Raw genomic sequence first — 24,849 nt, forward strand, 5'->3', positions numbered from 1 at the left:
AGAGCAACTATGGAAAAATACCGTATTGATACAAGTAAAGGAATTGAATTTGGATTATATTCAATTGGAGATCATATTTTAAATCCGCATAATGGTTCGAAAATAAGTGCAGAAAAAAGAATTCATGAACTAATTGAAACAGCCAAGTTAGCAGATGAAGCTGGAATTGATGTGTTTGCTGTCGGTGAAAGTCATCAAGCGCATTTTACAACGCAAGCTCATACAGTTATTTTAGGAGCTATTGCACAAGCTACGAAAAATATTAAAATCGCGAGTTCTGCAACAGTATTAAGTACGTCAGATCCGGTTCGTGTATATGAGGATTTTGCTACAATTGATTTAATTTCTAATGGTCGTGCTGAAATCGTTGCTGGTCGTGGATCTCGTATTGGGGGATATAGTTTACTTGGTTACGATGTAAATTATTATGAAGAACTATTTGAAGAGAAGATGGATCTTTTATTAAAAATAAATAAAGAAGAAAGTGTAACATGGAAAGGGCAGTTTAGAACGCCACTTGAACATGCGGCAATTATACCGAGAGCTAAAAATAACAATATGCCAATTTGGCGTGCTGTCGGAGGGCCACCTGCTAGTGCGATTAAGGCAGGGCACGCAGGTGTACCAATGATGCTTACGACACTTGGTGGCCCAGCTATTAATTTTAAAGTTTCGGTTGATGCATATCGTGGAGCTGCTGAGCAAAGTGGTTTTGATCCAGCAACATTACCAATTGCGACAACAAGTTTATTTTATACAGCAGAAAATTCACAAGATGCACTTAGTGAATATTATCCTCATATTAATGCTGGTATGCTTGCGCTACGCGGTGGTGGGTATCCGAAACAACAATTTACTAATGCAGTAGACCACCGTGACGCGTTAATGATTGGTAGCCCACAACAAATTATTGAAAAAATGCTTTACCAATATGAATTATTTGGACAGCAACGTTTTATGGCACAAATTGATTTTGGCGGTGTACCATTTGATAAGATTGAGAAAAATATTGAATTAATTGCTACTGAAATTATGCCGGCTGTTAGAAAATATACAACAAAATAATGATAAAAGTACCGAGAATATAATCTATTCTCGGTACTTTTTTATTTAGGCAGTTTGAAAAAATGACGAAAAAATGAATTTTTAGTCTAAAAAAGGAAAGGATTTTTCTATTTGTGAATAACAATATTATTGATTTGAATTTTGGAAATACATTTTTCTCTTGACAAAAATCTAGCGTATTTCCGGATTTGATTCGAGGACATTTTTCAAGAGGAAAGTCAAGCGTATGAAGAGAAAAACGTAATAATAATTGATATAAGAGTATGTTATATGTTTGAAAAATACGTTTTTTAAATGTGAGAAATCTAATTCAAAAAAATTACAAAAGACATATTTCAGACAAAATCCTGTCAATAATACGTCAAAAATCACCTGAATTTATTATGTAAGTATATTATACAATTCGATTAGCGAATAAAACACTACTGAAATAGTGAAAAGGTAAATCGTATGAAGAAAGTTCTTTTGTAATTATCTAAAAAACTGACAATCTATATTTTCAGAAAGTACATAAACGAATTTATCTTTTTGTATTTCCAAATGATTGAATTGTTCGTTATGAAGTGAATTCATACAATTCAATCGATATTACGATATAAAAAATTATGAAGGAAGTGACTTTAGCATGGAAACGCTCGAATTGGCACGAATACAATTTGCATCTACAACGATTTTTCATTACTTTTTCGTTCCGCTATCTATTGGTTTAGCTTTTATCATTGCGTTAATGCAAACGTTGTATGTGGTAAAGGGACAAGAAGTTTATAAGAAAATGACAAAGTTTTGGACACAAATATTCCTTGTTAACTTTGCAGTAGGTGTTGTAACAGGTATTTTACAAGAATTTCAGTTTGGTATGAACTGGTCAACATATTCACGTTTTGTTGGTGATGTTTTCGGACCGTCATTGGCAATTGAAGGTTTATTAGCATTTTTCATTGAGTCCACATTCCTAGGTTTATGGGTATTCGGTGAGGATAAACTGCCGAAGCGAGTTCACCTTTTATGTATTTGGCTCCTTTCAATAGGAACAATGTTATCAGCATTTTGGATTTTAACTGCAAGTGCATTTATGCAGTCCCCGGTAGGATATGAAATGGCTGCAGATGGACGTGCGCAGATGAATGATTTCTTGGCGATTATTCAAAATCCACAACTATGGGTGCAATTCCCGCATACAATTACAGCGGCACTTGCAACAGGCGCATTCTTTATTGCTGGTGTTAGTGCATGGAAAATTGCAAAACAACAAGAGACTGAGGTGTTTAAGAAGTCTTTCAGAGTTTCTATCGTTGTTGGAACAATTTCAACAGCATTGGTATTATTTTTCGGTCATGCACAAGCACAAAATTTAATTAAGACACATCCGATGAAAATGGCAGCAGCTGAAGCATTATGGAATACGAGTGAGGATCCAGCGCCATTTACAGTATTTGCAAAAATTGATACAGAGAAGAAAGAAAATTCGTTTGAAATTCAAATCCCTTATATGCTAAGTCTATTGTCATACGATAAATTTAGCGGTCAAGTTGAAGGGATGAATCAAATTCAAAAACAATATGAAGAAAAATATGGACCTGGAGATTATATTCCGCCAGTACATACTATGTTCTGGAGTTTTAGAGCGATGGTAATGAGTGGAACATTCATGCTTCTTCTAGGAGTATACGGCTGGTTCTTATCAAGAAAAGATCGTTTAGCTGAAAAAACTTGGTATTTAAAATTAATGGTATATGCAATTGCACTTCCGTTTATCGGAAATACAGTAGGTTGGATTATGACTGAAATGGGACGTCAGCCTTGGGTTGTCTTTGGTGTTATGAAAACAGAAGATGCTGTATCTCCAAACGTTTCATTTGGAGAAGTATTATTCTCTCTTGTTTCATTCACATCACTATATGTAATTATTGGAGGCATTACTGTTTACTTATTCGTTCGTATCATTAAAGGGCATGCGAATAAGAAAGTGAAAAAGGATTATCAAAGCCATGATCCATTTGATAAGGAGGAAGAGTATGTTATCTCTTAATGAGTTATGGTTTCTAATTATTTCAACCTTATTCGTTGGATTCTTTGTACTTGAAGGTTTCGATTTTGGTGTAGGAATCGTTTCAAGGTTTTTAGGAAAGAATGATTTGGAAAAGCGTATATATTTAAATACAATTGGACCGTTTTGGCACGCAAATGAAGTATGGCTTGTTTGCGCTGGTGGCGCTATGTTTGCGGCATTTCCGCACTGGTATGCAACTTTATTTAGTGGGTTCTACATTCCGTTTGTGTTTATGCTTCTTGCTTTAATTATAAGAGGCGTTTCCTTTAAATTCCGTGCGAAAATAGAAAACCATAAGTGGAAAAGTTTCTGGGATTGGGGCATGTTTATTGGAAGTATGTTACCTCCTATACTTTGGGGAGTTGCAATCGCAAACTTTATGACAGGTGTACCAATTGATGAAAGTAAAAATATGGTAGGCGGATTCATGAAATTACTTCACCCATTTGCGTTACTTGGGGGAGTTATGTTTCTTCTTCTATGTATTGTTCATGGTTTGCAATTCCTTACTATACGTACAACAGGAAAATTACGAGAACGCGCACGTATTGCCGCGACAAAGATTGCACCTTTTGCATTAATAACACTTCTTGTTTTTGCAGCTGTAGGGTTATGGAAAACAGATATTTTCACCGCACATGGTTCAGAGTGGCTAATGGTTCCAATTGGAGCTTTTGTAGCGCTATTTGTTTCTACTTTATTAAATAAAAGAAGAAGAGATGGTTGGGCCTTCTTTATGACAAGTTTAACAATCATTTTGCTAAGTGCAAGTGTGTTCATCGGTATGTTCCCGCGTGTCATGATTAGCTCATTAGGAGCGGTAAATGATTTGACAATTTATAATGCGGCATCAGGACCTTATGCATTAAAACTGATGAGCTATTTCTCTCTTGCTATTTTACCGTTTGTTATCGGTAGTCAAATATGGAGTTTCTATGTATTTAGACAACCTGTTAAGTCAGACAAAGATTTGGAGTACTAATGAAAAGAAAAAGAGGACTTCCGTCGTATCCTGGTAGCCGAGTTTTATATGTGACTTTAAGTTTTATTAGCATTTTAGAGGCGTGTAGTATCATTGCGCAGACAGTGTTTTTAGCACGAGCAATCACATTTTTATTTCAAGGAGAAACAGTACAAGCTGTGCTAAATGAAACTGTTTATTTTGGAATCATGTTCGCAGCACGCCAAATGTTGGTGCGAGCATCGCAAATATTGGTTGAGCGTTTCGCTGAAAAAACAGGATTGGCATTACGTAAACAGTTAATAGAAGCATATTTTACATTAGGGCCGAGATTTGTCCAAACGAATGGGACTGGCCATCTGGTTACTTTATCGATAGAAGGTATTGAGAAATTTAAAACTTATATTGAATTAACAATTCCTAAAATGATTAGAAGTAGTATCGTACCAGGACTAATTGTTCTATATGTTTTTACACTGGACATTAAGTCTGGAATCATTTTAGTTGTAACGATTCCAATTGTGATTATATTTATGATCCTTCTAGGATTAGCGGCGCAGAAAATGGCGGATAGCCAATATGAAACATATCGTGTACTTTCTAATCATTTCGTAGATACGTTAAAAGGATTAGAAACATTAAAGTATTTAGGGAAAAGTAAACAGCACGAAGGAAAGATTGAAAAAGTAAGTAAACGATATAGAAAAGCAACGATGCGTACTTTGCGAGTTGCTTTTCTTTCTTCTTTTGCATTAGATTTCTTTACGAGTTTATCAATTGCATTTGTAGCAGTTGGATTAGGGATACGGTTAATAGATGGGACAATTATACTGTTACCAGCTCTTACGATTTTAATTTTAGCGCCGGAATATTTTCTGCCGATAAAACAAGTTGGAGCGAATTATCATGCTACATTAGATGGACAACTTGCAATGGAGCAAATAGAAGAAATTTTACAGAAACAAAAAGAAATAGAAAAGAAAGATTCACATGTAGATATAGTATGGAATTCTTCTAGTAGTTTGAAATTACAAGATGTAAAAGTAAATAATGATGAATCTGAAAAGGCTATATTAGAGGGAATTGATTTTACTTGGCAAGGTAACGGTGCTATAGGCATTATTGGTGAAAGTGGGGCAGGGAAATCAACGTTAATCGATGTGTTAGCAGGATTTCTCCCTCCTTCGGGTGGGAAGATGTTAGTAAATGGTGTGGAAATTGATGAATCTACTCGAGAAGATTGGCAAAAAAATATTGCTTATATTCCGCAACAACCTTATATTTTTCCACTTTCGTTAAAAGATAATATTTGTTTCTATGAAACGAATACACCTGATGAAGAGGTTGAGAGAGTTATTAATGAAGTTGGTCTTCGTTCGCTCGTTGCATCATTACCACATGGGATGTACGAAAGGATTGGAGAAGGTGGACGTATGCTTAGTGGCGGACAAGAACAACGTGTCGCTATGGCACGTGCACTTTTAAGTAAAAAGCCAATCATTTTATTAGATGAACCTACAGCACATCTTGATATTGAAACTGAATTTGAAATAAAGCAATCGATGTTACGTCTGTTTGAAGGTAAGTTAGTATTTCTTGCAACGCATCGTCTCCATTGGATGAAGCAAATGGATCATATTCTTATTTTAAATAAAGGGGAAATTAAAGAAAGTGGAACATATGAAGAGCTTTTAAAGAATGAGACATTACATTTTCATAGGGAAGAGAGGGGAGAGCGATGAGTAACTGGATTAAACCTCATATACAGCAAAATAAAGGTAGAATGACGTTGACTATTTTCCTCGGGTTTCTTGGAGTTAGTTCAGGTGCGATGTTACTTTTCATTTCAGGTTATTTAATTTCTAAATCTGCTCTCAGACCAGAAAATGTAATGGTTGTATATGTTCCTATAGTTGCAACGCGTGCGTTTAGTATAGGGCAAGCTGTCTTTCATTATTTAGAGCGTTTAGTAGGGCATGACGTCGTTCTACGAATTTTAGAAAAAATGAGGACAAAACTATATAGAATTGTAGAACCACAGGCGTTATTTTTACGCTCAAGATTTCAAACTGGTGATGTACTAGGTGTATTGTCTGATGATATAGAACATTTACAGAATCTATATTTACGTACAATATTCCCTAGTATATTAGCGTTAGTTGTATATAGCATTTTCGTACTTGTTATCGGTGCATTTGACTTAGTATTTGCACTTATCGCAGCTTGTATGTTAGCTGTTATTGTTTTTCTTCTTCCATTCGTATCACTACTTTTGATGAAACGACATCATGTCACTTTGAAGCGAGGAAGAAATCGTTTGTATCAACAATTGACAGATGCTGTATTTGGGTTATCTGATTGGCAGGCGAGTGGTAGAAAAGATGAATTTATTAATGCGTATGTAGAGCAAAATGTCCAGCTGTTAAAGACAGAAAAGAGAGTGAAACGCTGGTACCATATTCGAGATAGTATCATTCATTTAATAGTAGGTATTGTAGTTATTTCGATGATTTTGTGGACTGGAAATCAAGCAGCAAGTGAACAAATTGCACCTACAGTTATCGCAGCATTCGTATTAATGACATTATCTGTGACGAATGTGCTTATTCCTGTATCAGATGCTATTGATCGAATTCCATCTTATGTAGAATCTGTTCATCGGCTTAATGGCGTAGAAAGTGATACCGCTTTAGATGATGGTAAGGAGTTACCTGGAGATAAAGAATACGTTGTACCAAAACATGTAGATATTGAACTGAGTAATGTGTCGTATAATTACCCGAATAGTAATGAATCCGTATTAAAAGACGTATCATTGCAAATAAAGGCAGGAAAGAAAATTGCTATTTTAGGTAGAAGTGGAACAGGGAAATCTACTTTACTAAAATTGTTAACTGGGGCACTACGTCCGGTGAGTGGCCAAGTTATATTGAATGGTGAACAAGCTCATACGGATTTTCTGTCAAAATATATTTCTGTATTAAACCAAAAACCACATTTATTCGATACGACAATTGGAAATAATGTGCGGATCGGTAAACCAGAGGCTAATGATGAAGAGATATGGAAAGCTTTAGAGAAAGCACAGCTAGCACCACACATTGCTTCTCTTCCTGATGGATTACAAACAAAAATGCATGAAATGGGAAAGAGGTTTTCTGGCGGAGAAAGGCAAAGGGTAGCATTTGCAAGAACTCTCATGCAAGAAACACCAATCATTGTACTTGATGAACCGACTATCGGTTTAGACCCTAAAACAGAATTAGCCTTAATAGAAACAATGTTTTCTGCAACAGAAGAAAAGACTGTTATTTGGATTACACATCATCTTGTAGGGATTGAACATGTAGATGAAGTGATTTTCCTTGATAGTGGTCAAATCGCTATGCAAGGTAGTCACGAACAGCTACTGAAAGAAAATGAGAAATATCGTAGGTTATATGAGCTTGATAAAGGTATATAAGAATGAAATGCAAAAAAAACACAAATTCTTGGTAGTTCAAGGTTTGTGTTTTTTTGTATTTGTGGCTTATCATATAAGCCGTATAAGCTATTTGATCATGAAATGGTTATATATTGTTAGAAAGGGTGTTTAAAACCTATCCTTTCAAGGCAATACTTGAGCCATAGTGAATGGATTGTTGGAAGGCGTGATTATATGTTTGAAGAGGATGGCATTGTTTTAATTCTGGAGCCTGCTGATGAGCGGAATATGAGGAAATTTATTTTTACAGTACCGAAGTCAGTTTATGAAAAAAAAGAAATTTTATTACATTACGGAACACCTTTAGGCCAAGGATATACGGACATTATAGAAGATATTATTAGTGTACATATAGACATAGATATTATAACAGTAATAGGGCATGTGAGAGGATAAAGAGAAACTTTAATTAGTGAGAGTTATACGTACCTGGAAAACAGACGTACTTAAAATAAGTATGTCTGTTTTTATATTTAAATGAAGATAGTTTCGAGGTACATGTTGAACAGGATAATAATGATTTTTTTAGAATGTATAAGAGGAAGATTAAAAAATAAGATATGATGTGATAAGGTGTATAAGAAGAAAATAAAGTGTTTATAAATGAATAAAAGTATGACAATTATTTAGGAGGTCAAAATGAAGTTTACAAAAACAATGTTACTTTCAATTGTAGTTTCAATTGGTTTGATGGGATGTTCGCTAGTGGAGGAAGGGAAGAACTCCATAGATTACGCTCAAAAAGCGACAGACTATGTAAATGAAATAAGTGCATTTGCAAATGAAGCGCCAGCATTAGCTGAAAAGGCTGTTAATAATGGAGAAGCTCGAAAAGAACTAGAAACGAAACTTACTGAAATTAAACAAGATATACCAGCTTTTAATGAATTAACACCACCAGATGTAGCGAAGGACCTTCACCAGCAAATCGTCGGATATAATGAAAAGTTAAATACATTAATTGATACCTCTATGCAAAAAATAGAGGAAGGAAAAATGAATGTAGAGCAGTTTAAAAACTCTGAGCTTATGCAGACGATAGAACAAGTTCAGGATTTGAAAGATAAGGTTCAAAATTTAGGACAATAATAAAAAGATCCGTTTATCATAAACGGATCTTTTTATTATTGTATACAATAGATGATTACACCAATGACAATAATAATGTTGCCAATGATTTTTCGCTTCGTTATTTTCTCTCCTAGGAAGTACCAACTAAAAATTAAAATGATGATATAACTTAATGATTCTAATGCAGATGCTTGCTTTAATGCCAAGCCTTTTAAGGTGATTACATTTAATCCGACATTAATTATAAATTTGTCTTTAAAATATAAAACAATAGAAGGCCATACGTAGCTTTAGAGTTGAAGATAATAGAGGTAGTAGAGTTAGATTTTCCACTGTTCTATAATTTGTATCGTTTTATTTGTTGCATCCATCTCTACTTGAATACCTATTGGTAAAGTAATCATTGGATGAGTATGACAACAATCAAAATCGGCTAGAAAAGGAAGCTTTTGATTTTGTAATACTTCTAATAGTATTTCGTAAGGATTTCTATTTGTACCACAATCATCAAATTGCTCATGTTTTCCAAGGATGATACCTGAAACTTTATCAAAAACGCCGTTAATTTTAAGTAATGAAAAACTTCTTTCGATAGTAGCTACATCTTTTGAGCTATCTTCAATAAAGAGAATGTCACCTTCTTGAATATGTGGCATATAGGGGCTACCCCAAATACCTTGTATAGTGTTTAAATTCCCACCAATAATACGTCCAGTAGCTTTTCCACCAATTACTGAAATCCAATTGTTCGGTCGAAGATCTTTTTCTTTCGTTTTTTCTTCCCAATTAATAAATTCATCTGACCAAAATAACGGCTGGTTTATGTCGTAAGGAAGGTGTTGATCAGTTAATAAAGTATCCGCAAAATATTTGTATGTGCAATCTACGAAAGGCTCAAATTCACCAAAAGAAGGAACGAGTGCTGGACCATAAAATGTAGGGATTCCTGTTTTTGCATAAATTCCTAGTAATAATGCTGTTGCGTCTGAATAGCCAATCATTATTTTAGAGTTTTCTTGAAAAGAAGCATAATCAATATAAGGTAATAATGAATTTGAATTCATTCCCCCAATTGTCGACATGATACAAGAAACATTAGGGTTTCTAATCAATTCATTTAGTTCCTCAGCACGATCTTTAATGCTCCCTGAACGATAATAATCATATTGACCTGTTAGTGAACCTTCTAATATATGAAATCCTTTCTTTTGTAAGTATAATTTTGCTCGCTCAAATCTCTTTGGAGAAGTATGGGTTACTGGTGAAGAGGGAGAGTAGATGCCAATTGTATCGCCATATTTTAATGCTTTTGGAAGTATCATTTGTATAAATCCTTTCTATTATATAGTGTTTTTGTACTTAGATGTTATTGAATATTCTTATATTTCGTTGTTTTTAGTGTAACATACATGAAAAGAGAAAGCGGTTGAAATTATAATTGCTGTAGATGAATAAATATGCTTTTTACCTTGACGATATAAAGTAATTGTTGTTATGGTTAAACATGAGTGTATAAAAGGTTTGCTAAAGGAGTTTTAGAATGAAGCAGTTAAAATGGGGAAGATTAACAATCCCATTAGTAGTAATTCTGGGTATATGTTGGTTCTTTTTCCAAGGAGTTCAAAAGAGTGAAACAAATGTAGATACTCAGCCTTTACAAGTGGCAGAGCTACCTAAAACAGGGCTATCTGAAAAAGTAGTTCCACCAAAATATATACCACCAGAAATTGATGCAAAAGCAGCTATTATTATCGATGCGAGTAATGGAGATGTTATTTATCAAAATAATGAAAATGAAGCTGTTGCCCCTGCTAGTATGTCAAAAATGATGACAGCATATCTCGTTTTAGAGAGTATACATAATGGGAAAGTCCGCTGGGAAGATCCAGTGAAAATAAGTGCAAAATCGGCACAAACAGAGGGTGCAAAAATCCCAATGCAAGTAAATGATACCTTAACTGTTAAGGACTTATATCATGCGTTAATGATTGAATCGGCTAATAATTCGGCTGTCGCTTTAGCTGAACATGTAGCTAAGACAGAAAAAAACTTTGTTCAACTTATGAATGAAAAAGCCCAGCAGTTAGAAATGTCAGATAAAGCTAAATTCGCGAATGCTTCCGGATTACAGGAGCCCGACGGAAGTGAAACAAAAATGACAGCAGCTGACGTAGCAAAATTAGCGTATCATCTTATAAAAGACTATCCAGAGATATTAGAAGTGACTCACTTACGTCAAAGTCAGTTAGCATTTAATAATATTAATGTTACAAACACAAATGAGATGTTAAACAAAAATAATAAAGCTTTATATATAGAAGGAATAGACGGATTAAAAACAGGATTTACAGATAGCGCAGGGTATTGTTTTACAGGTACTGCAAAACAAGGCGATAATCGCATTGTTACAGTTGTTATGGGGACAAAAAGTAAAACAAAACGTTTTACAGAAACAAATAAATTAATGTCCTATGCATTTCAATTGCTTAATTAGGTGAAGAAGTAAGTTAATTGCTATAAAAAAAGACAGACAGTTTATTTGAACCTTGATGTTGGTGCTAATAAGCTGTTTTTAAATTTTTGAGAGTATGGGGAGTAAAAACTCAAGTGATATCATTTGAGTTTGTTTTTGTTTGTTGATATTATAAAGTTAAGAACTTATTATTAATAAGTTTAAGAGGCGTTATATGCTTCGTACATATGATATTGCCTCAAATGAAAAATTGGAGGGAATTGTGATGGCAAAAGATTTTTACTCAGCAATTGAAGACAGAAGATCTATTTACGCGATTAGTAAAGAGCAAGTAGTTTCTGATGAAAGAATTCAAGAAGTGATTTATCATGCTGTGAAACATACACCTTCGGCTTTTAATTCTCAAAGTGCAAGAGTTGTTGTATTACTAGGTGAACAACACGACAAATTATGGAATGTTACGAAAGAAGCGTTACGAAAAATTGTACCTGAAAATAATTTTGCACCTACTGAAGAGAAAATGAATGCATTTAAAAGTGGCTATGGAACAGTTTTGTATTTCGAAGATAGTAAAGTAGTAGAAAGTTTGCAAAAGAACTTTGCACTATACAAAGATAATTTTCCTACATGGTCTCAGCAATCTTCTGGAATGTTGCAATTTGCGATTTGGACAGCATTAGAGATTGAAGGTTTTGGTGCTACACTACAGCATTATAATCCGTTGATTGATGAAGAAGTAAGGAAAGAATGGGATGTACCTGAAAACTGGAAGTTAACTGCGCAAATGCCATTTGGTAAACCGGTAGTTTCGGCAGGAGATAAAGAATATCAGCCATTAGAAACTCGTGTGAAAATTTACAAATAAAATAAAAAATAAAAGGTGAACAGAGATATAATCTGTTCACCTTTTATAAGTAGTAAGGATTTTTTTTGTAGGAATTTTTCATCTGATTTTTTAATTTGTTTTTACGTGTTTCAATAGTTGATACTTTTTGTAATGTTATAATTGAAACGAATTGAAAAAAAGCATAGTACAGTTCTATATTTTTATGTATAGGATCATCTATTATGTTTTTCATAAATATATCTCCTTTTTTTATCTCACTATTTGCGGGCAGTAAGGCTTCCATATCAAAATTCAATGATACGTATAGAATACCGACCTGTAAAAGTTCGATTGGTTTCAGTGTGGGGTGAATAAAATTTGTATGGATTAAAATCCTACTTTATATATGATAATATAAATATACTGAAAATTCCATAGATAGTGAAAAATAGATAGTGGAATGTGCATTTTCGTCAAATTAGAACAGGATTTTTGGAGTTAAATCTTACAAATCGTCAAACCTTTTAAAAACGATGGATAATATCAAAAATAGTTTTCTAAAAATATTATACTATTGATAAAAAAAGCATTTTTTGTCATGAGAAGAGTATGCTTCATGGAAGGGACTTTACTAGAAAATACATTCTTTGCATTGTATTAGATTAATAGAGTTTTTTAAAGTGGATAGCAAAAGAAAAATATATATTAAGATAATGAATGAAATGTCGAATTTTCAATGAAATACATAAGAAATTTGAAAAAAGCATTGCAAAAACACACTGTTTAATGATAAAGTTCACATGAAGTTCACACTAAATTCACTTCAATCGTTTAAAATAAACGATGTGTGAAAAATAAAACTCTTGCTAAAAAATGGAACTGGATGAATATTTTACTTTGATAATATTGTAAAGTACTAAGTTTATAGTTTTCTCAAGAGGATAGTAGGGAAAGGAAGTAAAGACAACTTATGAAAAAAGTAATCGCAGGTTTAGCAGCAGCATCTGTAGTAGGTGTAGCAGTTCCTGGAATGGATTCTGCTCATGCACAAGTTTCAAATGATGCGCTAAAAGAAATTAATGGACAAACTCAAACTCAAACTCAAACGACTGTAACTGAAACAAAAACGGTAGAAACAACTTCTGAATTAAAATACACAGTAACAGCTGATGTATTAAATGTACGTTCAGGTGCTGGTACAGGACATAACGTTATTTCTAAAGTGAAATCAGGTCAAGTACTTCAAGTAATTGGACAAGAAAACGGTTGGTTCAAAGTTAGTGTAAATGGTCAAACAGGTTATGTAAGTGGGGACTTCGTAACAACTGGTGGCAATAAAGGAACTACTACTACTGTTCAGCAAGGAACAGGTACTTACACAGTAAACGTTTCTTCATTAAACGTACGTACAGGCCCAAGTGCATCTCATACTGTTTTAGGTTCTGTAAATAAAGGAAAAACAGTTCAAGTTGTAGGTGAAGTTCAAGATTGGTTTAAAATTAACTTCAATGGTGGAACTGGATACGTAAGCAAAGACTTCGTAACAAAAGGTGGTTCAGCTGTATCTAACGAAACTCAGCAACCAACTACAAACAACAACAACAATACTACTACAGTTCAAACTGGTGGATCATATGTTGTTAATACAGGAGCTTTAAAAGTACGTACAGGTCCAGCTACATATAACCCTGTAATTGGTGGGGTAACAAACGGTACAGTATTAAACGTTACTGGCGCTGAAAATGGTTGGTATAAAATTAACCATAACGGCCGCACAGGTTACGTAAGTGCAGACTTTGTGAAGTTTGTAAAAGGCGGAGTGAACAATGTAGTTACTGGTGGTAACCAAGGTACGAATCAAGTACAAAAACCAACAGCACCAACAGGTGGAGACACATCTTCAATCGCTGGATTCGCAAGATCTTTAAATGGTTCACCATACAGAACTGCTGGTACAACACCTGCTGGTTTTGACTGCAGTGGATTCATTCACTACGTATTAAATCAAACTGGTCATAACGGCGCTCGTCAAACAGTTGCTGGATACTGGAGCTCTAAAACAAAAACTAGCAATCCACAACCAGGTGATTTAGTATACTTCCAAAATACTTATAAATCAGGTCCTTCTCACATGGGCGTTTACTTAGGTAATGGACAGTTCATCAGTGCAGAAACTGACACAACTGGTGTACGCATTAGCTCTGTAAGCAACTCTTACTGGAGTAAGCACCTATTAGGTTACACAAAAGCATACTAAGAAAAAGTATTTTATATACTTTTCGTATAGAGAAAAGGCTTTCCAGGGAAACTTGGGAAGCCTTTTTCATAGTTGGATAAACTGTCAGTATAGTAGTATTTATCCCGCTATTTGCGGGATAATAATCAGCGGGGGATGGACAACCTCCGCTGATTAAAGTTTCACTTTATGTCAATTTTCCATGCAAAAACTTAGCATATAAATCATGAAAATAGTTTGGACGGAATAAGTTTGCTGCATGACCTGCTAATGGAATTTCTTTATATAAAACGTTCGGAAGAATGGACTTCAAATCAAAGAGACAAGATTTATAGAGATGATCATGTTCTCCCATCACCCATAATATAGGATGGGGAAGTGCTTTTAATTTAGATTTCAAGTCGAATTCTAAGCGGTGTCGTAATGACTCAGCAATAATGGACGAGTGTAATTGTAATCCGAAACGGTAATAAATATTTCGTGAAATAACAGCGAACGGATTTGCCCTTAATATCCCGCTTGGAAAAATAGTATTTGCATACTGGGAAAGCCACGATGAATAGTCATCTCCACGCTTCTCCCAAAACTTTTGAAATACGTTATATAAACGGGAAGGATTATTATAATGTCCACCAATATGACAAATGCTTAATACTTTTTCTGGGTGCATTTGTGCAAATGTCGTAGAGATATAACAGCCATAGCTTAAAGCGCAAATATGAGCCTCTTTAATTCCCTCTTTTTCATACAAATTCAATAATTGATCTACGAGGCGCTGTATTGAAAAGTCGATAGCTTCTCCTTTATCGTCGCCGTGACCTAATAAGTCATAAGTTATAATGTTGTAGGAGGCAGAAAATCGTTTATGCTCTTTTTTGAAGGCGCGGCGATTTCCAACTAATCCATGAATAAAAATGATTGTTTCCTTTTCGGAATGTGTATTTGTTTGCAAAAAGGATACTCCTTTCAATGCTGGAGATTTATATAGTATTTTAAATTAGCTAATTGATAAAATCAGTTAATATTATTCTATGCGTAGTCTATAATTCACATAGAATAATATTAAGTACCAGGTAATAATATCAGATGTGTATATCTGTTGTAAAGATGAGTTTATATGTATATTTTGTAAAAATAGAAAAAGTGTGTTTACATTCAGTTTACATTTATATCGTATTCTATTTTTAGAAATCATATTTTTGTTGAAAACGAGGAGATGAACGACAATGGAAGTTAGGAATACAGAAAAGAAAAAAGGGAATTGGAGGCAGTTTTTACGTCTCATTAAAGATACAAATCCACCGAAAGGCATTCTTATTTTTGCATTACTAATGAGCTTACTTTCTACTGGAGCGAGTTTGTTTATTCCAATGCTAACAAAAGGTTTAGTTGATAATTTTTCGCTTTCCTCAATTAGTACGGGACAAATTGTTGGATTAATTGCATTCTTTATTATTCAAACAATTGCTGCAGGATTGTCTATTTATTTACTGAATTATATTGGACAAAAAATTGTGGCTGGACTTAGGGAACGATTGTGGAAAAAGGTACTTATTTTACCAGTGTCTTATTATGATCAAAACAGAACGGGAGATACAATTAGTCGTATGACAAATGATACAGGTGTTGTTAAAACATTAATTTCTGAGCATTTGTCAAACTTATTAACAGGCGGTATCTCAATTATTGGATCATTAATTGTATTATTTGTTTTAGACTGGAAAATGACAATTTTACTTTTAACGGTTATTCCGTTATCGGTACTAATTTTAGTTCCACTTGGACGAAAAATGTATAAGATTTCAAAAGCACTTCAAGATGAAACGGCTTCGTTTACAAGTGTGTTAACACAAGTGTTATCAGAAATTCGTTTAGTGAAATCTTCAAATACGGAAAAAAAAGAATATGAGACAGGTAATGCAGGTATCCAAAAATTATTGCAATTTGGTTTGAAAGAAGGAAAAGTGCAAGCATTAATTTCACCAGTTATGTCGTTTGTTTTAATGGCATTACTTGTTATTATCGTAGGGTATGGTGGAATGCGAGTTTCTAGCGGTGCATTAACAACAGGTGAACTTGTAGCATTTATTTTGTATTTAGTTCAAATTATTATGCCGATGAGTCAGTTATCTATGTTCTTTACTCAGTTCCAAAAAGCAATTGGTGCAACCGAAAGAATTAATACGATTTTAGAATATGAAGTAGAAGATCATGAAACAGGTAGGAATGTTACAAATGCGAAGCAGTCGATCGTTATTGAAAATGTACATTTTGAGTATAACGAAGAAGAGAAAGTATTGAAAAATATCGACTTCACGATTGAATCTGGAAAAGTAACAGCGATTGTAGGACCAAGTGGTAGCGGAAAAACAACTTTATTCTCGCTGTTAGAACGTTTTTATGAGCCGACTAGTGGTTTCATAAAATTAGGGAAAGAACCAATTACAGCATATTCATTACAGTCATGGCGACGTCAAATTGGTTACGTTTCACAAGATAGTCCGTTAATTGATGGAACGATTCGTGATAATATTTGCTACGGTGTTGAGGGCGAAGTGACTGACGAAGAAATTGAAAAAGTAGCAGCGATGGCGTATGTTGATGCGTTTATTCATGATTTACCAAGTGGATATGCAACAGAAGTTGGAGAGCGTGGTGTGAAGCTTTCTGGAGGGCAAAGACAGCGAATTGCGATTGCTCGAGCGTTACTACGAAATCCGCAAATCTTGATGTTAGATGAAGCGACTTCAAGTCTTGATAGTAAATCGGAATCAGTTGTTCAGAAGGCGTTAAATAACTTAATGAAAGGTAGAACAACTTTAGTTATTGCGCATAGACTTTCTACTGTTGTCGATGCAGATAAAATTATCTTTATTGAAAAAGGGAATCTTACAGGAAGTGGCTCACATGATGAGTTATTACGGACACATGACATGTACCGTGAATTTGCAATGCAGCAGTTGAAAATTAAAGAAGGAGCATTATAGAATGAAAACAATCAGTGAGGGGGCACTTCACTGATTGTTGATTTTAGAGTGCTAAAAAGTATGTTAAGCAGAAAGGATATGATTCCTTGATACCTAAAATATTAATTGTGGATGATGATCCGCACATTAGAGAACTTGTTTCTGTATTTTTGGAACGAGAAGGTTTTCAAACATATGAGGCCGTTGATGGATTAGATGCTCTTCGAAAAATAGAAGAAGTGAAAGTCGATATGGCGATTCTTGATATTATGATGCCAAATATGGATGGGTTTGATTTGTGTTTTGAATTAAGAAAATACTATGATATTCCGATTTTGATGCTAACTGCTAAAGGAGAAACATCTCAAAAGATAAAAGGGTTTCACCTCGGAACAGATGATTATCTTGTGAAACCATTTGATCCTCTAGAATTAGTTGTGAGAGTGAAGGCATTATTGAAACGTTACCAAATTACAGTATCGCAATCTATTCAAGTTGGGAATGTACTGTTAAATCGTAAAACATTTGAAGTTAACGCCGGAGAACAAACGGTCACGTTGCCGCTAAAAGAATTTGAGTTACTCTTTACATTAGGATCTAAAGCGGGAAGAACTTGTTCAAGAGAGCAATTAATTGAAGACGTATGGGGATATGATTTTGAAGGGAATGAACGCACGCTAGACGTTCATATTAATCGGTTGCGTGAAAAGTTTCAAGAAGAGCAATCGAAGTTTAGTATAAAGACGATAAGGGGTTTAGGGTATCGCTTAGAGGTAAGTAAATGAGACAAAGAAAACGAATGAGTAAGATGAAGATGTTAAAAATAATGGGGGCGATAATAGCGCTCTTTACTTTTCTTACTATAATTTGGTCTATAGCCTTTTTTGTATCATCTAGTGTAATGAAAGCTTTGGAAATAAACGTATCGCCTTTTGTTACGTTTCTAATTAGTGATATGGTCGGTTTTGTATTTATTGTTCTTATTTGGGTATTGATCGGAATATTAATGAGACCGAAGCGAGAAGCGATGATTTGGACGATCATTGAACCGATACAAAAAATTGCAAAAGGAGATTTCTCCGTAAAAATACGAAATGAAGAAAAGTATGATGGAGAGATTGGAGTACTCGTAAAAAGTATAAATGATATGACAGATGAACTGAATGCGATGGAGAAACTGCGCCAGGAATTTGTATCGAATGTTTCTCATGAAATACAGTCACCATTAACTTCTATAAAAGGATTTGCTAGAGCGCTACAAGATGATAATCTGCCAGCTGAAAAAAGAAAGCATTATCTTACCATTATTGAAACTGAAACAACGAGATTATCTAAACTGAGTCAAAATTTATTAAAGTTAACACTTTTAGAATCAGAAGAGTATGTACCAGAAAGAGTGACTTATCGATTAGATCAGCAGTTAAAGCAAGTTGTATTAAATAGTGAACCGCTTTGGGCTGAAAAAGAAATTGAGTTAGACCTTGATTTAGAAAAAGTGCAAATGACTGCTGACCAAGAAAGTATGAGTCAAGTATGGATCAATTTAATTCATAACAGTATTAAATTTACTCCAAGTGGTGGTACGATTACAATTCAGTTAAAAGAACATGCGGAGTTCCTGGAAGTAAGTATTCATGATACGGGAATTGGTATATCAGAAGAACAGAAGCAACATGTTTTTGAGCGTTTTTATATAGCGGATTCTTCACGAAACCGTGCTTATGGAGGAAGTGGCCTAGGTTTAGCGATTGTAAAAAAAGTACTCGACCTTCATCAAGGAGAAATAAAATTCGAAAGCGTGGAAGGAAATGGTACGGAATTTATTGTGTGTATTCCTAAGTATAAAGAAAAATAGTGTTAGGAGGATATCCTTCTAACACTATTTCTCTTTAAAAATACATTTACCATTACCATAGTTACCTATAAGTAACCTACGCACATGAAAGTGCATCATTGCCTTTTTGCATAAATATAGATACACTTTTAATATAATAAACAACTGAGATGATTAAGGAGTGTTACACTTGGCAGAATTATTACAAGGAAAAAATGCTTTAATTACAGGAGCAGGTAGAGGGATTGGTCGCGCCGTAGCGATCGCATTAGCGAAAGAAGGCGTAAATGTTGGTCTTTTAGCTCGTTCAGAAGAAAACTTAAAAGCAGTTGCGAAAGAAGTAGAAGCAGAAGGCGTAAAAGCTGTTATTGCGACTGCTGACGTATCTTCATATGAAGAGGTGACTACTGGAATTGAAACGTTAAAAAATGGTTTAGGATCTATCGATATTTTAATTAATAACGCTGGCATTTCTAAGTTCGGTAAGTTTTTAGAACTAGAAGTTGCTGATTGGGAAAAAATCATTCAAGTAAACTTAATGGGTGTATACTATGCAACCCGCGCCGCTTTACCAAGCATGATTGAACAACAATCTGGTGATATTATTAATATTTCATCTACAGCAGGACAAAAAGGTGCACCTGTAACAAGTGCATATAGTGCTTCTAAATTTGGTGTTCTTGGTTTAACAGAATCGTTAGCAATGGAAGTTCGTAAACATAACATTCGTGTAACAGCGTTAACTCCAAGTACAGTAGCAACTGACATGGCTGTAGACTTAGGATTAACTGATGGAAACCCTGATAAAGTAATGCAAGCAGAAGATATTGCAGAGTTTATCGTAGCGCAGCTGAAATTAAATAAACGTATATTTATTAAATCAGCAGGACTTTGGTCTACTAATCCGTAAGGGATAAATATAAAATACAAAGAAGGGACATCTATTCTGTAATGGAGTGGGTGTCCCTTCTTTATTTTTTGTGTATGAAACGGAATTTTCGGTATAATTAAATTTGAATGGTAGATAAGTATTAAAAACTTGAAGGGGATGGTATTTCCATGAGTACGATTGAGAAATGGACGGCTGTTGATCAATATATGAGTGATGTATTAATACCGAAAGACTCTACATTAGAAGAAGTTCTTCAAGCAAACGCTGTAGCTAATTTACCGGCACATGATGTATCGCCAACTCAAGGGAAGTTTTTACAACTATTAGTACAAATTCAAGGAGCGCGTAACATTTTAGAGATTGGCACTCTAGGCGGATATAGTACAATATGGCTTGCAAGAGCATTGCCATCTGGAGGGCGAATTGTTACATTAGAAGCAAGTGAAAAGCATGCTGAAATTGCACGGAGCAATATTGAGCGTGCCAATTTGAATGATAAAATTGAAATACGATTAGGATTAGCGTTAGATTCTTTAAAACAAATAGAAAATGAGAAGTATGAACCATTTGATTTTATTTTCATAGATGCGGATAAACAAAATAACCCTGCTTATTTTGAATGGGCACTGAAACTATCACGCCCTGGTACTGTAATTATTGGGGATAACGTAGTACGTGAAGGTGAAGTTATTGATAATACTAGTAGCGATCCTCGTGTACAAGGGATACGCCATTTCTATGAGCTAATAGCTGCTGAGCCGCGTGTAAGTGCTACTGCGCTTCAAACTGTAGGAAGTAAAGGGTACGATGGGTTTGTAATGGCAGTCGTAACAGAGTAATCTAAGGAGGAAAAAGGGATGAAAAAGAAGTTTCAAAAATTATAACGTGTATCTTGTACAACGAATTTAGCTCGTGGACCTCCAATTTACATAGCTTTATATTATATATTAAAAACTTGGAGGCTATAAGAAGATGAGAACTGAAAAAGAAATGTTAGACTTAATTATAAATACAGCAAAAGAGGATGAAAGAATTCGAGCTGTCATCATGAATGGGTCACGTGTGAATCCAAATGTGAAAAAAGATTGTTTTCAAGACTATGATATTATTTATGTTGTAAAAGATATACAATCTTTTACGTGTAATCATAGTTGGATTAATAGATTTGGAGAAATAATGATTGTGCAAATGCCGGAAGAAATGTCGTTACTTCCAGCTGATAAAGACGGGAAATTTCCGTATTTAATGCAGTTCATGGATGGGAATCGAATTGATTTAATGCTAGTTCCAGTTGATTTAATAAATAAATTTATTGGACAGGATAGTTTAAGTAAATTACTACTGGATAAAGACAAATGTATTGGAGAATTTCCGCCAGCAAGTGATAAAGATTACGTTATAAAAAATCCTACAGAAAAAGAGTTTTTGGATTGCTGTAATGAATTTTGGTGGTGCAGTACAAATGTAGGAAAAGGATTGTGGCGCGAGGAACTTTCTTATGCGAAAGGAATGCTTGAAGGCCCAATGCGTGATATGTTAATCGTAATGCTAGAATGGCATATTGGTATGAAAACAAATTTTACAGTGAATACCGGAAAGTTTGGTAAGCATTTCGAGCAATATGTTGAAAAAGATACGTGGGAGCAATTTAGAAAGACATTTTCAAATGCAGAATATGAAAATATATGGGAGTCATTCTTTGTAATGGGTGATTTATTTAGGGAAGTTGCGAACGAAATTGCTAACACATATGGATATCAATACCCGCAAGATGATGATGACAAAGTGACAAGCTATTTAAAACATGTGAAAGTTTTGCCGAAAGATAGTACATCGATTTATCCCGCATAAACGGGCAGTAAAACCCCCACTGATTAAAGTTTCACTTTATTAATTGTATAAAGCAGTAAGACTGTCCTAATTACGGACAGTCTTATTTTTGTTCATGAATAAGAATTTCTCTAACAAAGTACAGATGAATCACATATGAAATTTTAGGGAGGTTTTTATCATGTATTATTTTTACGCACCAGAAATGTTCGTTCCATTTCATTGGGGACTAGAACGAAATGTTTCGTATGCTTATATGCCATATCATTCATTTTATTATGGAAACTATATAGACGCAGTGCCGTATGTATTAAATGTTCCGCAAAATGATCAAGTCAAAGTGAAGGAAGAGAATCGGGGGTCATGGACACCTTTTTCATGGGTTGAAAAATATGCGTATGCATTTTCAGGACCATACAATAAAGCGGAAGTAGCTCTTACATTTGATGATGGACCAGATTTAGTATTTACGCCAAAAATTTTAGATAAGTTAAAACAATATAATGTAAAAGCTACTTTTTTCTTACTTGGTGAAAATGCAGAAAAGTTTCCGAATGTAGTAAAGCGTATCGCGAATGAAGGGCATGTAATTGGTAACCATACGTATAATCATCCGAATTTAGCGAAAGTAAATGAGGCTGAATACCGTAATCAAATTATAAAAACGGAAGAAATATTAAATCATTTAGCTGGTTATGCACCGAAGTTTATACGTCCACCATACGGTGAAATACTTGAAAATCAATTGAAGTGGGCGACAGAGCAAAATTTTATGATTGTACAGTGGAGTGTTGATACAGTTGATTGGAAAGGGGTAAGTGCTGATACGATTACAAATAATGTGTTAGGGAATTCATTTCCAGGAAGTGTCATACTTCAACATTCGACTCCAGGTGGACATTTGCAAGGATCTGTCGATGCACTAGACAAAATCATTCCGCAGTTAAAAACGAAAGGGGCACGTTTTGTAACACTTCCAAGTATGTTCCAGACATCTAAAGAGAGAAAATAAAAATGTTAATAATTGGGATTTTAAGAGTTGTATAGTATAATGAAGGTGTAAGTTAGGGGGGATATAATTGATGGATGCACTAGTAAACATAGGAATGAGCATATTGATTGGTATTATATTTATACTTGCGGCACTTATTCTTCAAAAAAATCCACCGACGGATATTAACGCAGCATATGGTTACCGTACGAAACGGTCTATGAAAAATAAGGAATTATGGGATGCAGGTAACAAGTATAGTGCAGAAGTGATGAAACAAAATGGATTCATTATGATGTTAATTGGAAGTGTTATTAGTATACTGTTTAGATATCCACATACAATGATAGCGATTATGATTGTTATGCTGTTGTTAATTATACGATTATTTATACGAGTAGAGAAAAAATTAAAGATACTTGAGCAATAAAAAAATAAGACTCCCGAATAAAGTAAGCTGGGAGTCCTATTTTTTTATAAACTATTTTTGTTTAGCAATTCTTGTCCTTGCACTATAACAAATTCATAGTATTCAAGAGCATAAGGATAAATATCTTCAAATGTTATCGTTATCGGATTACTGTTTAAAACAGAATTAGTCGTTAAAGATGAAATCTCTCTTCTTAATAGTTGTAGAAAAGAAGTTGCATGTACTTTCATCACATCGTCTACTTCTTCACCTGGTGCAAATGGAAGTGGTTTTATTACATTGTGGAAATACATATGACAAAACTCACGATCAGTAAGGCTTGAAATTTCATAATCTATTTTATAGATTCCTTTGTATGTTAAATCATTCGTTTGGAAGGAAAGACCCAGTTCTTCCTCAATTTCACGTAGACCGCCAATTAGTACATCTTCATCATGCATAATATGTCCGGCGGATGTAATATCCCATATACCCGGAGCTTCTTTTTTATTATTAGAGCGTAATTGGAAATATAAGAACATATCCTCAGCATCTTTTTCTACAAACCAGCAATGAAATGTTTCGTGCCAATCACCGTCACGATGCACGTCATCACGTAATTTCTTTCCAAGTGTATTTCTTTCAGGATCAAATATTGTTAACCACTCTGTCATTTTAATTCCCCTTTCTGCAAATTTTATTATACAATATTTGTATTGAATTTTGGGAAAATAAAGAAAAAGGAGTGATTATTAGTGAAGATAGAGAATAAGGAAATAAAATCAATAATTTCAACTGAGGAAGAATTACGACAAATATTGGGGCAACCAAGTGAACGGGCTTTGAAAAAAGTTATTTCATCACTTGATCACCATTGTGTAGATTTCCTGTCTAAATCGCCTTTTCTAGTATTATCTACTGCAAATAAATTCGGAGAGTGTGATGCTTCGCCGAGGGGAGACGCACCTGGATTTGTATATGTATTAAATGAAAATAAAATTATCATCCCAGAAAGACCGGGTAATCGTCGTATAGACTCTATTTTAAATATAATTTCAAATTCGCACGTAGGGTTAATCTTTTTTATTCCGGGTCTTGGGGAAACACTCCGAATAAACGGTAAAGCATATATTACGAACGATGAAGAAATTTTGAAAGAAATGCAGGCGAATGGACGCAATCCGTTACTTGGAATTGTTGTTGAAATAGAAGAATGCTATATTCATTGTGCAAAAGCTTTTATTCGTTCAAAAATGTGGGATCCAGAGTCATGGTTAAATAAAACAGAGCTACCTTCAGCACCGAAAATGTTAATGGAGCATGCGAAAGTGAATGCTTCAGAAGAGGAAGTTGCACGTTCTTTAGAAGAAAGTTATAGGGAAAGATTGTATTAAAAATTATTTTTTAAATATAGTTTTGAAGTATGAAACTCTAAACGTTTTAGAGTGAGACTTTAACTATGAATATTGCTAATTTGTATGTGATGAATATATGTGCAAGAGAATAAATCTGTATTAGATGATTTGTTATTTTAAAATATAATTATTCATATTCTTAAAAATTGTGAAGAAAAATAGGCTTGCTTTTTGAAAAGTTGATAACTATAATAAGTTAACAAATAGACATGAACGAAAAAGTAACGATAAGGACATGAGATGATTTTTACGGTTTACAGAGAGGGAAGACAAGGCTGTGAGCTTCCTAACACGAAAAATGATCTTACCACCTTTGAACTTCAATAGTGAACGAGTAATCTAGTAA

At 34.3% G+C, this 24,849-nt stretch carries 23 protein-coding genes, 1 pseudogene and 1 other annotated feature (1 of these 25 running past the window's edge); of the genes and pseudogenes, 19 read left to right on the forward strand and 5 right to left on the reverse strand.

What is annotated here, in order from left to right; all coding sequences use genetic code 11:
- The first annotated feature begins 9 nt into the window (after positions 1 to 9).
- The 7 genes from JTF23_RS02425 to JTF23_RS02455 all read left to right on the forward strand — a co-directional run bounded on the left by JTF23_RS02425 (position 10) and on the right by JTF23_RS02455 (position 8,649).
- The gene (locus JTF23_RS02425; protein WP_204208008.1) at positions 10 to 1,065 is read left to right on the forward strand and encodes an LLM class flavin-dependent oxidoreductase; all 1,056 of its coding nucleotides are present in this window, start codon (positions 10 to 12) and stop codon (positions 1,063 to 1,065) included.
- A 625-nt stretch (positions 1,066 to 1,690) separates the two neighbouring features.
- Positions 1,691 to 3,094, forward strand: coding sequence for a cytochrome ubiquinol oxidase subunit I (gene cydA / locus JTF23_RS02430; protein ID WP_070139148.1), 1,404 nt, complete (start codon positions 1,691 to 1,693; stop codon positions 3,092 to 3,094).
- Entirely contained in the window at positions 3,081 to 4,097 is a 1,017-nt protein-coding gene (gene cydB / locus JTF23_RS02435; RefSeq protein ID WP_002126907.1) for a cytochrome d ubiquinol oxidase subunit II, read from the forward strand. Before cydA ends, cydB begins: the two co-directional genes overlap by 14 nt.
- Positions 4,097 to 5,818 (forward strand): thiol reductant ABC exporter subunit CydD, encoded by a 1,722-nt coding sequence (gene cydD, locus JTF23_RS02440; protein ID WP_204208009.1) that lies wholly within the window; start codon positions 4,097 to 4,099, stop codon positions 5,816 to 5,818. The genes cydB and cydD overlap by 1 nt, the downstream gene beginning before the upstream one ends.
- Positions 5,815 to 7,539 carry a thiol reductant ABC exporter subunit CydC gene (gene cydC, locus JTF23_RS02445; RefSeq protein WP_204208010.1) on the forward strand — a complete coding sequence of 575 codons (1,725 nt, stop codon included), beginning with the start codon at positions 5,815 to 5,817 and terminating at the stop codon, positions 7,537 to 7,539. Before cydD ends, cydC begins: the two co-directional genes overlap by 4 nt.
- Positions 7,540 to 7,734: 195 nt before the next feature.
- Complete coding sequence (locus JTF23_RS02450) at positions 7,735 to 7,956, forward strand: hypothetical protein (protein ID WP_002031341.1); 222 nt, start codon at positions 7,735 to 7,737, stop codon at positions 7,954 to 7,956.
- A 243-nt stretch (positions 7,957 to 8,199) separates the two neighbouring features.
- Positions 8,200 to 8,649, forward strand: a complete 450-nt coding sequence (locus tag JTF23_RS02455; protein ID WP_016104561.1) for a DUF6376 family protein — start codon at positions 8,200 to 8,202, stop codon at positions 8,647 to 8,649.
- Positions 8,650 to 8,684: 35 nt separating this feature from the next.
- Here the strand turns inward: JTF23_RS02455 and JTF23_RS02460 are convergent.
- Positions 8,685 to 8,882: pseudogene (locus tag JTF23_RS02460) on the reverse strand (EamA family transporter); the annotation flags it as partial.
- Between the two features lie 69 nt (positions 8,883 to 8,951).
- On the reverse strand, positions 8,952 to 9,953 hold the full coding sequence (locus JTF23_RS02465; protein WP_204208011.1) for a S66 family peptidase: 1,002 nt from the start codon (positions 9,951 to 9,953) through the stop codon (positions 8,952 to 8,954).
- Positions 9,954 to 10,171: 218 nt separating this feature from the next.
- Here JTF23_RS02465 and JTF23_RS02470 point away from each other — a divergent pair, with 218 nt between their 5' ends.
- Positions 10,172 to 11,125 (forward strand): D-alanyl-D-alanine carboxypeptidase family protein, encoded by a 954-nt coding sequence (locus JTF23_RS02470; protein ID WP_204208012.1) that lies wholly within the window; start codon positions 10,172 to 10,174, stop codon positions 11,123 to 11,125.
- A 244-nt stretch (positions 11,126 to 11,369) separates the two neighbouring features.
- Positions 11,370 to 11,969: a nitroreductase family protein gene (locus JTF23_RS02475; protein WP_204208183.1), complete on the forward strand. Its 600-nt coding sequence runs from the start codon at positions 11,370 to 11,372 to the stop codon at positions 11,967 to 11,969.
- A gap of 43 nt (positions 11,970 to 12,012) precedes the next feature.
- Here JTF23_RS02475 and JTF23_RS02480 read toward each other — a convergent pair whose 3' ends face one another.
- Positions 12,013 to 12,183 (reverse strand): hypothetical protein, encoded by a 171-nt coding sequence (locus JTF23_RS02480; protein WP_002200846.1) that lies wholly within the window; start codon positions 12,181 to 12,183, stop codon positions 12,013 to 12,015.
- Positions 12,184 to 12,900: 717 nt separating this feature from the next.
- Here JTF23_RS02480 and entFM point away from each other — a divergent pair.
- Positions 12,901 to 14,187, forward strand: a complete 1,287-nt coding sequence (entFM, locus tag JTF23_RS02485; RefSeq protein WP_204208013.1) for an enterotoxin EntFM — start codon at positions 12,901 to 12,903, stop codon at positions 14,185 to 14,187.
- Positions 14,188 to 14,353: 166 nt separating this feature from the next.
- Here entFM and JTF23_RS02490 read toward each other — a convergent pair whose 3' ends face one another.
- A complete protein-coding gene (locus JTF23_RS02490) occupies positions 14,354 to 15,118 on the reverse strand; it encodes an alpha/beta fold hydrolase (protein WP_204208014.1) in 765 nt (254 codons plus the stop codon).
- Between the two features lie 274 nt (positions 15,119 to 15,392).
- On the opposite strand from JTF23_RS02490, the gene JTF23_RS02495 reads away from it, so the two are divergent.
- From JTF23_RS02495 to JTF23_RS02530, 8 genes are all read left to right on the forward strand, one after another.
- Positions 15,393 to 17,153, forward strand: a complete 1,761-nt coding sequence (locus JTF23_RS02495) for an ABC transporter ATP-binding protein (protein WP_204208015.1) — start codon at positions 15,393 to 15,395, stop codon at positions 17,151 to 17,153.
- A gap of 86 nt (positions 17,154 to 17,239) precedes the next feature.
- The gene (gene hitR / locus JTF23_RS02500) at positions 17,240 to 17,917 is read left to right on the forward strand and encodes an envelope stress response regulator transcription factor HitR (RefSeq protein ID WP_002158263.1); all 678 of its coding nucleotides are present in this window, start codon (positions 17,240 to 17,242) and stop codon (positions 17,915 to 17,917) included.
- Positions 17,914 to 18,987, forward strand: coding sequence for an envelope stress sensor histidine kinase HitS (hitS, locus tag JTF23_RS02505; protein ID WP_204208016.1), 1,074 nt, complete (start codon positions 17,914 to 17,916; stop codon positions 18,985 to 18,987). The genes hitR and hitS overlap by 4 nt, the downstream gene beginning before the upstream one ends.
- Before the next feature lie 169 nt (positions 18,988 to 19,156).
- Positions 19,157 to 19,876 (forward strand): 3-ketoacyl-ACP reductase, encoded by a 720-nt coding sequence (locus tag JTF23_RS02510; protein WP_204208017.1) that lies wholly within the window; start codon positions 19,157 to 19,159, stop codon positions 19,874 to 19,876.
- A gap of 149 nt (positions 19,877 to 20,025) precedes the next feature.
- The gene (locus JTF23_RS02515) at positions 20,026 to 20,697 is read left to right on the forward strand and encodes an O-methyltransferase (RefSeq protein ID WP_204208018.1); all 672 of its coding nucleotides are present in this window, start codon (positions 20,026 to 20,028) and stop codon (positions 20,695 to 20,697) included.
- 133 nt (positions 20,698 to 20,830) lie between these two features.
- Positions 20,831 to 21,709: an aminoglycoside 6-adenylyltransferase gene (locus tag JTF23_RS02520; protein ID WP_002168604.1), complete on the forward strand. Its 879-nt coding sequence runs from the start codon at positions 20,831 to 20,833 to the stop codon at positions 21,707 to 21,709.
- 160 nt (positions 21,710 to 21,869) lie between these two features.
- Complete coding sequence (locus JTF23_RS02525; protein WP_002031366.1) at positions 21,870 to 22,700, forward strand: peptidoglycan-N-acetylglucosamine deacetylase; 831 nt, start codon at positions 21,870 to 21,872, stop codon at positions 22,698 to 22,700.
- 70 nt (positions 22,701 to 22,770) lie between these two features.
- On the forward strand, positions 22,771 to 23,109 hold the full coding sequence (locus tag JTF23_RS02530; RefSeq protein WP_002012358.1) for an SdpI family protein: 339 nt from the start codon (positions 22,771 to 22,773) through the stop codon (positions 23,107 to 23,109).
- A gap of 44 nt (positions 23,110 to 23,153) precedes the next feature.
- Here the strand turns inward: JTF23_RS02530 and JTF23_RS02535 are convergent, their stop codons facing one another.
- Entirely contained in the window at positions 23,154 to 23,762 is a 609-nt protein-coding gene (locus JTF23_RS02535; RefSeq protein WP_002168603.1) for an NUDIX hydrolase, read from the reverse strand.
- Between the two features lie 81 nt (positions 23,763 to 23,843).
- Here JTF23_RS02535 and JTF23_RS02540 point away from each other — a divergent pair, with 81 nt between their 5' ends.
- Positions 23,844 to 24,482: a pyridoxamine 5'-phosphate oxidase family protein gene (locus JTF23_RS02540; protein ID WP_002012360.1), complete on the forward strand. Its 639-nt coding sequence runs from the start codon at positions 23,844 to 23,846 to the stop codon at positions 24,480 to 24,482.
- Between the two features lie 236 nt (positions 24,483 to 24,718).
- Positions 24,719 to 24,849 (forward strand) — a binding site (T-box leader) (it continues 101 nt past the right edge of the window).

Source organism: Bacillus sp. RIT 809 (assembly GCF_016892495.1).
GTDB classification, from domain to species: Bacteria; Bacillota; Bacilli; order Bacillales; family Bacillaceae_G; genus Bacillus_A; species Bacillus_A cereus_U.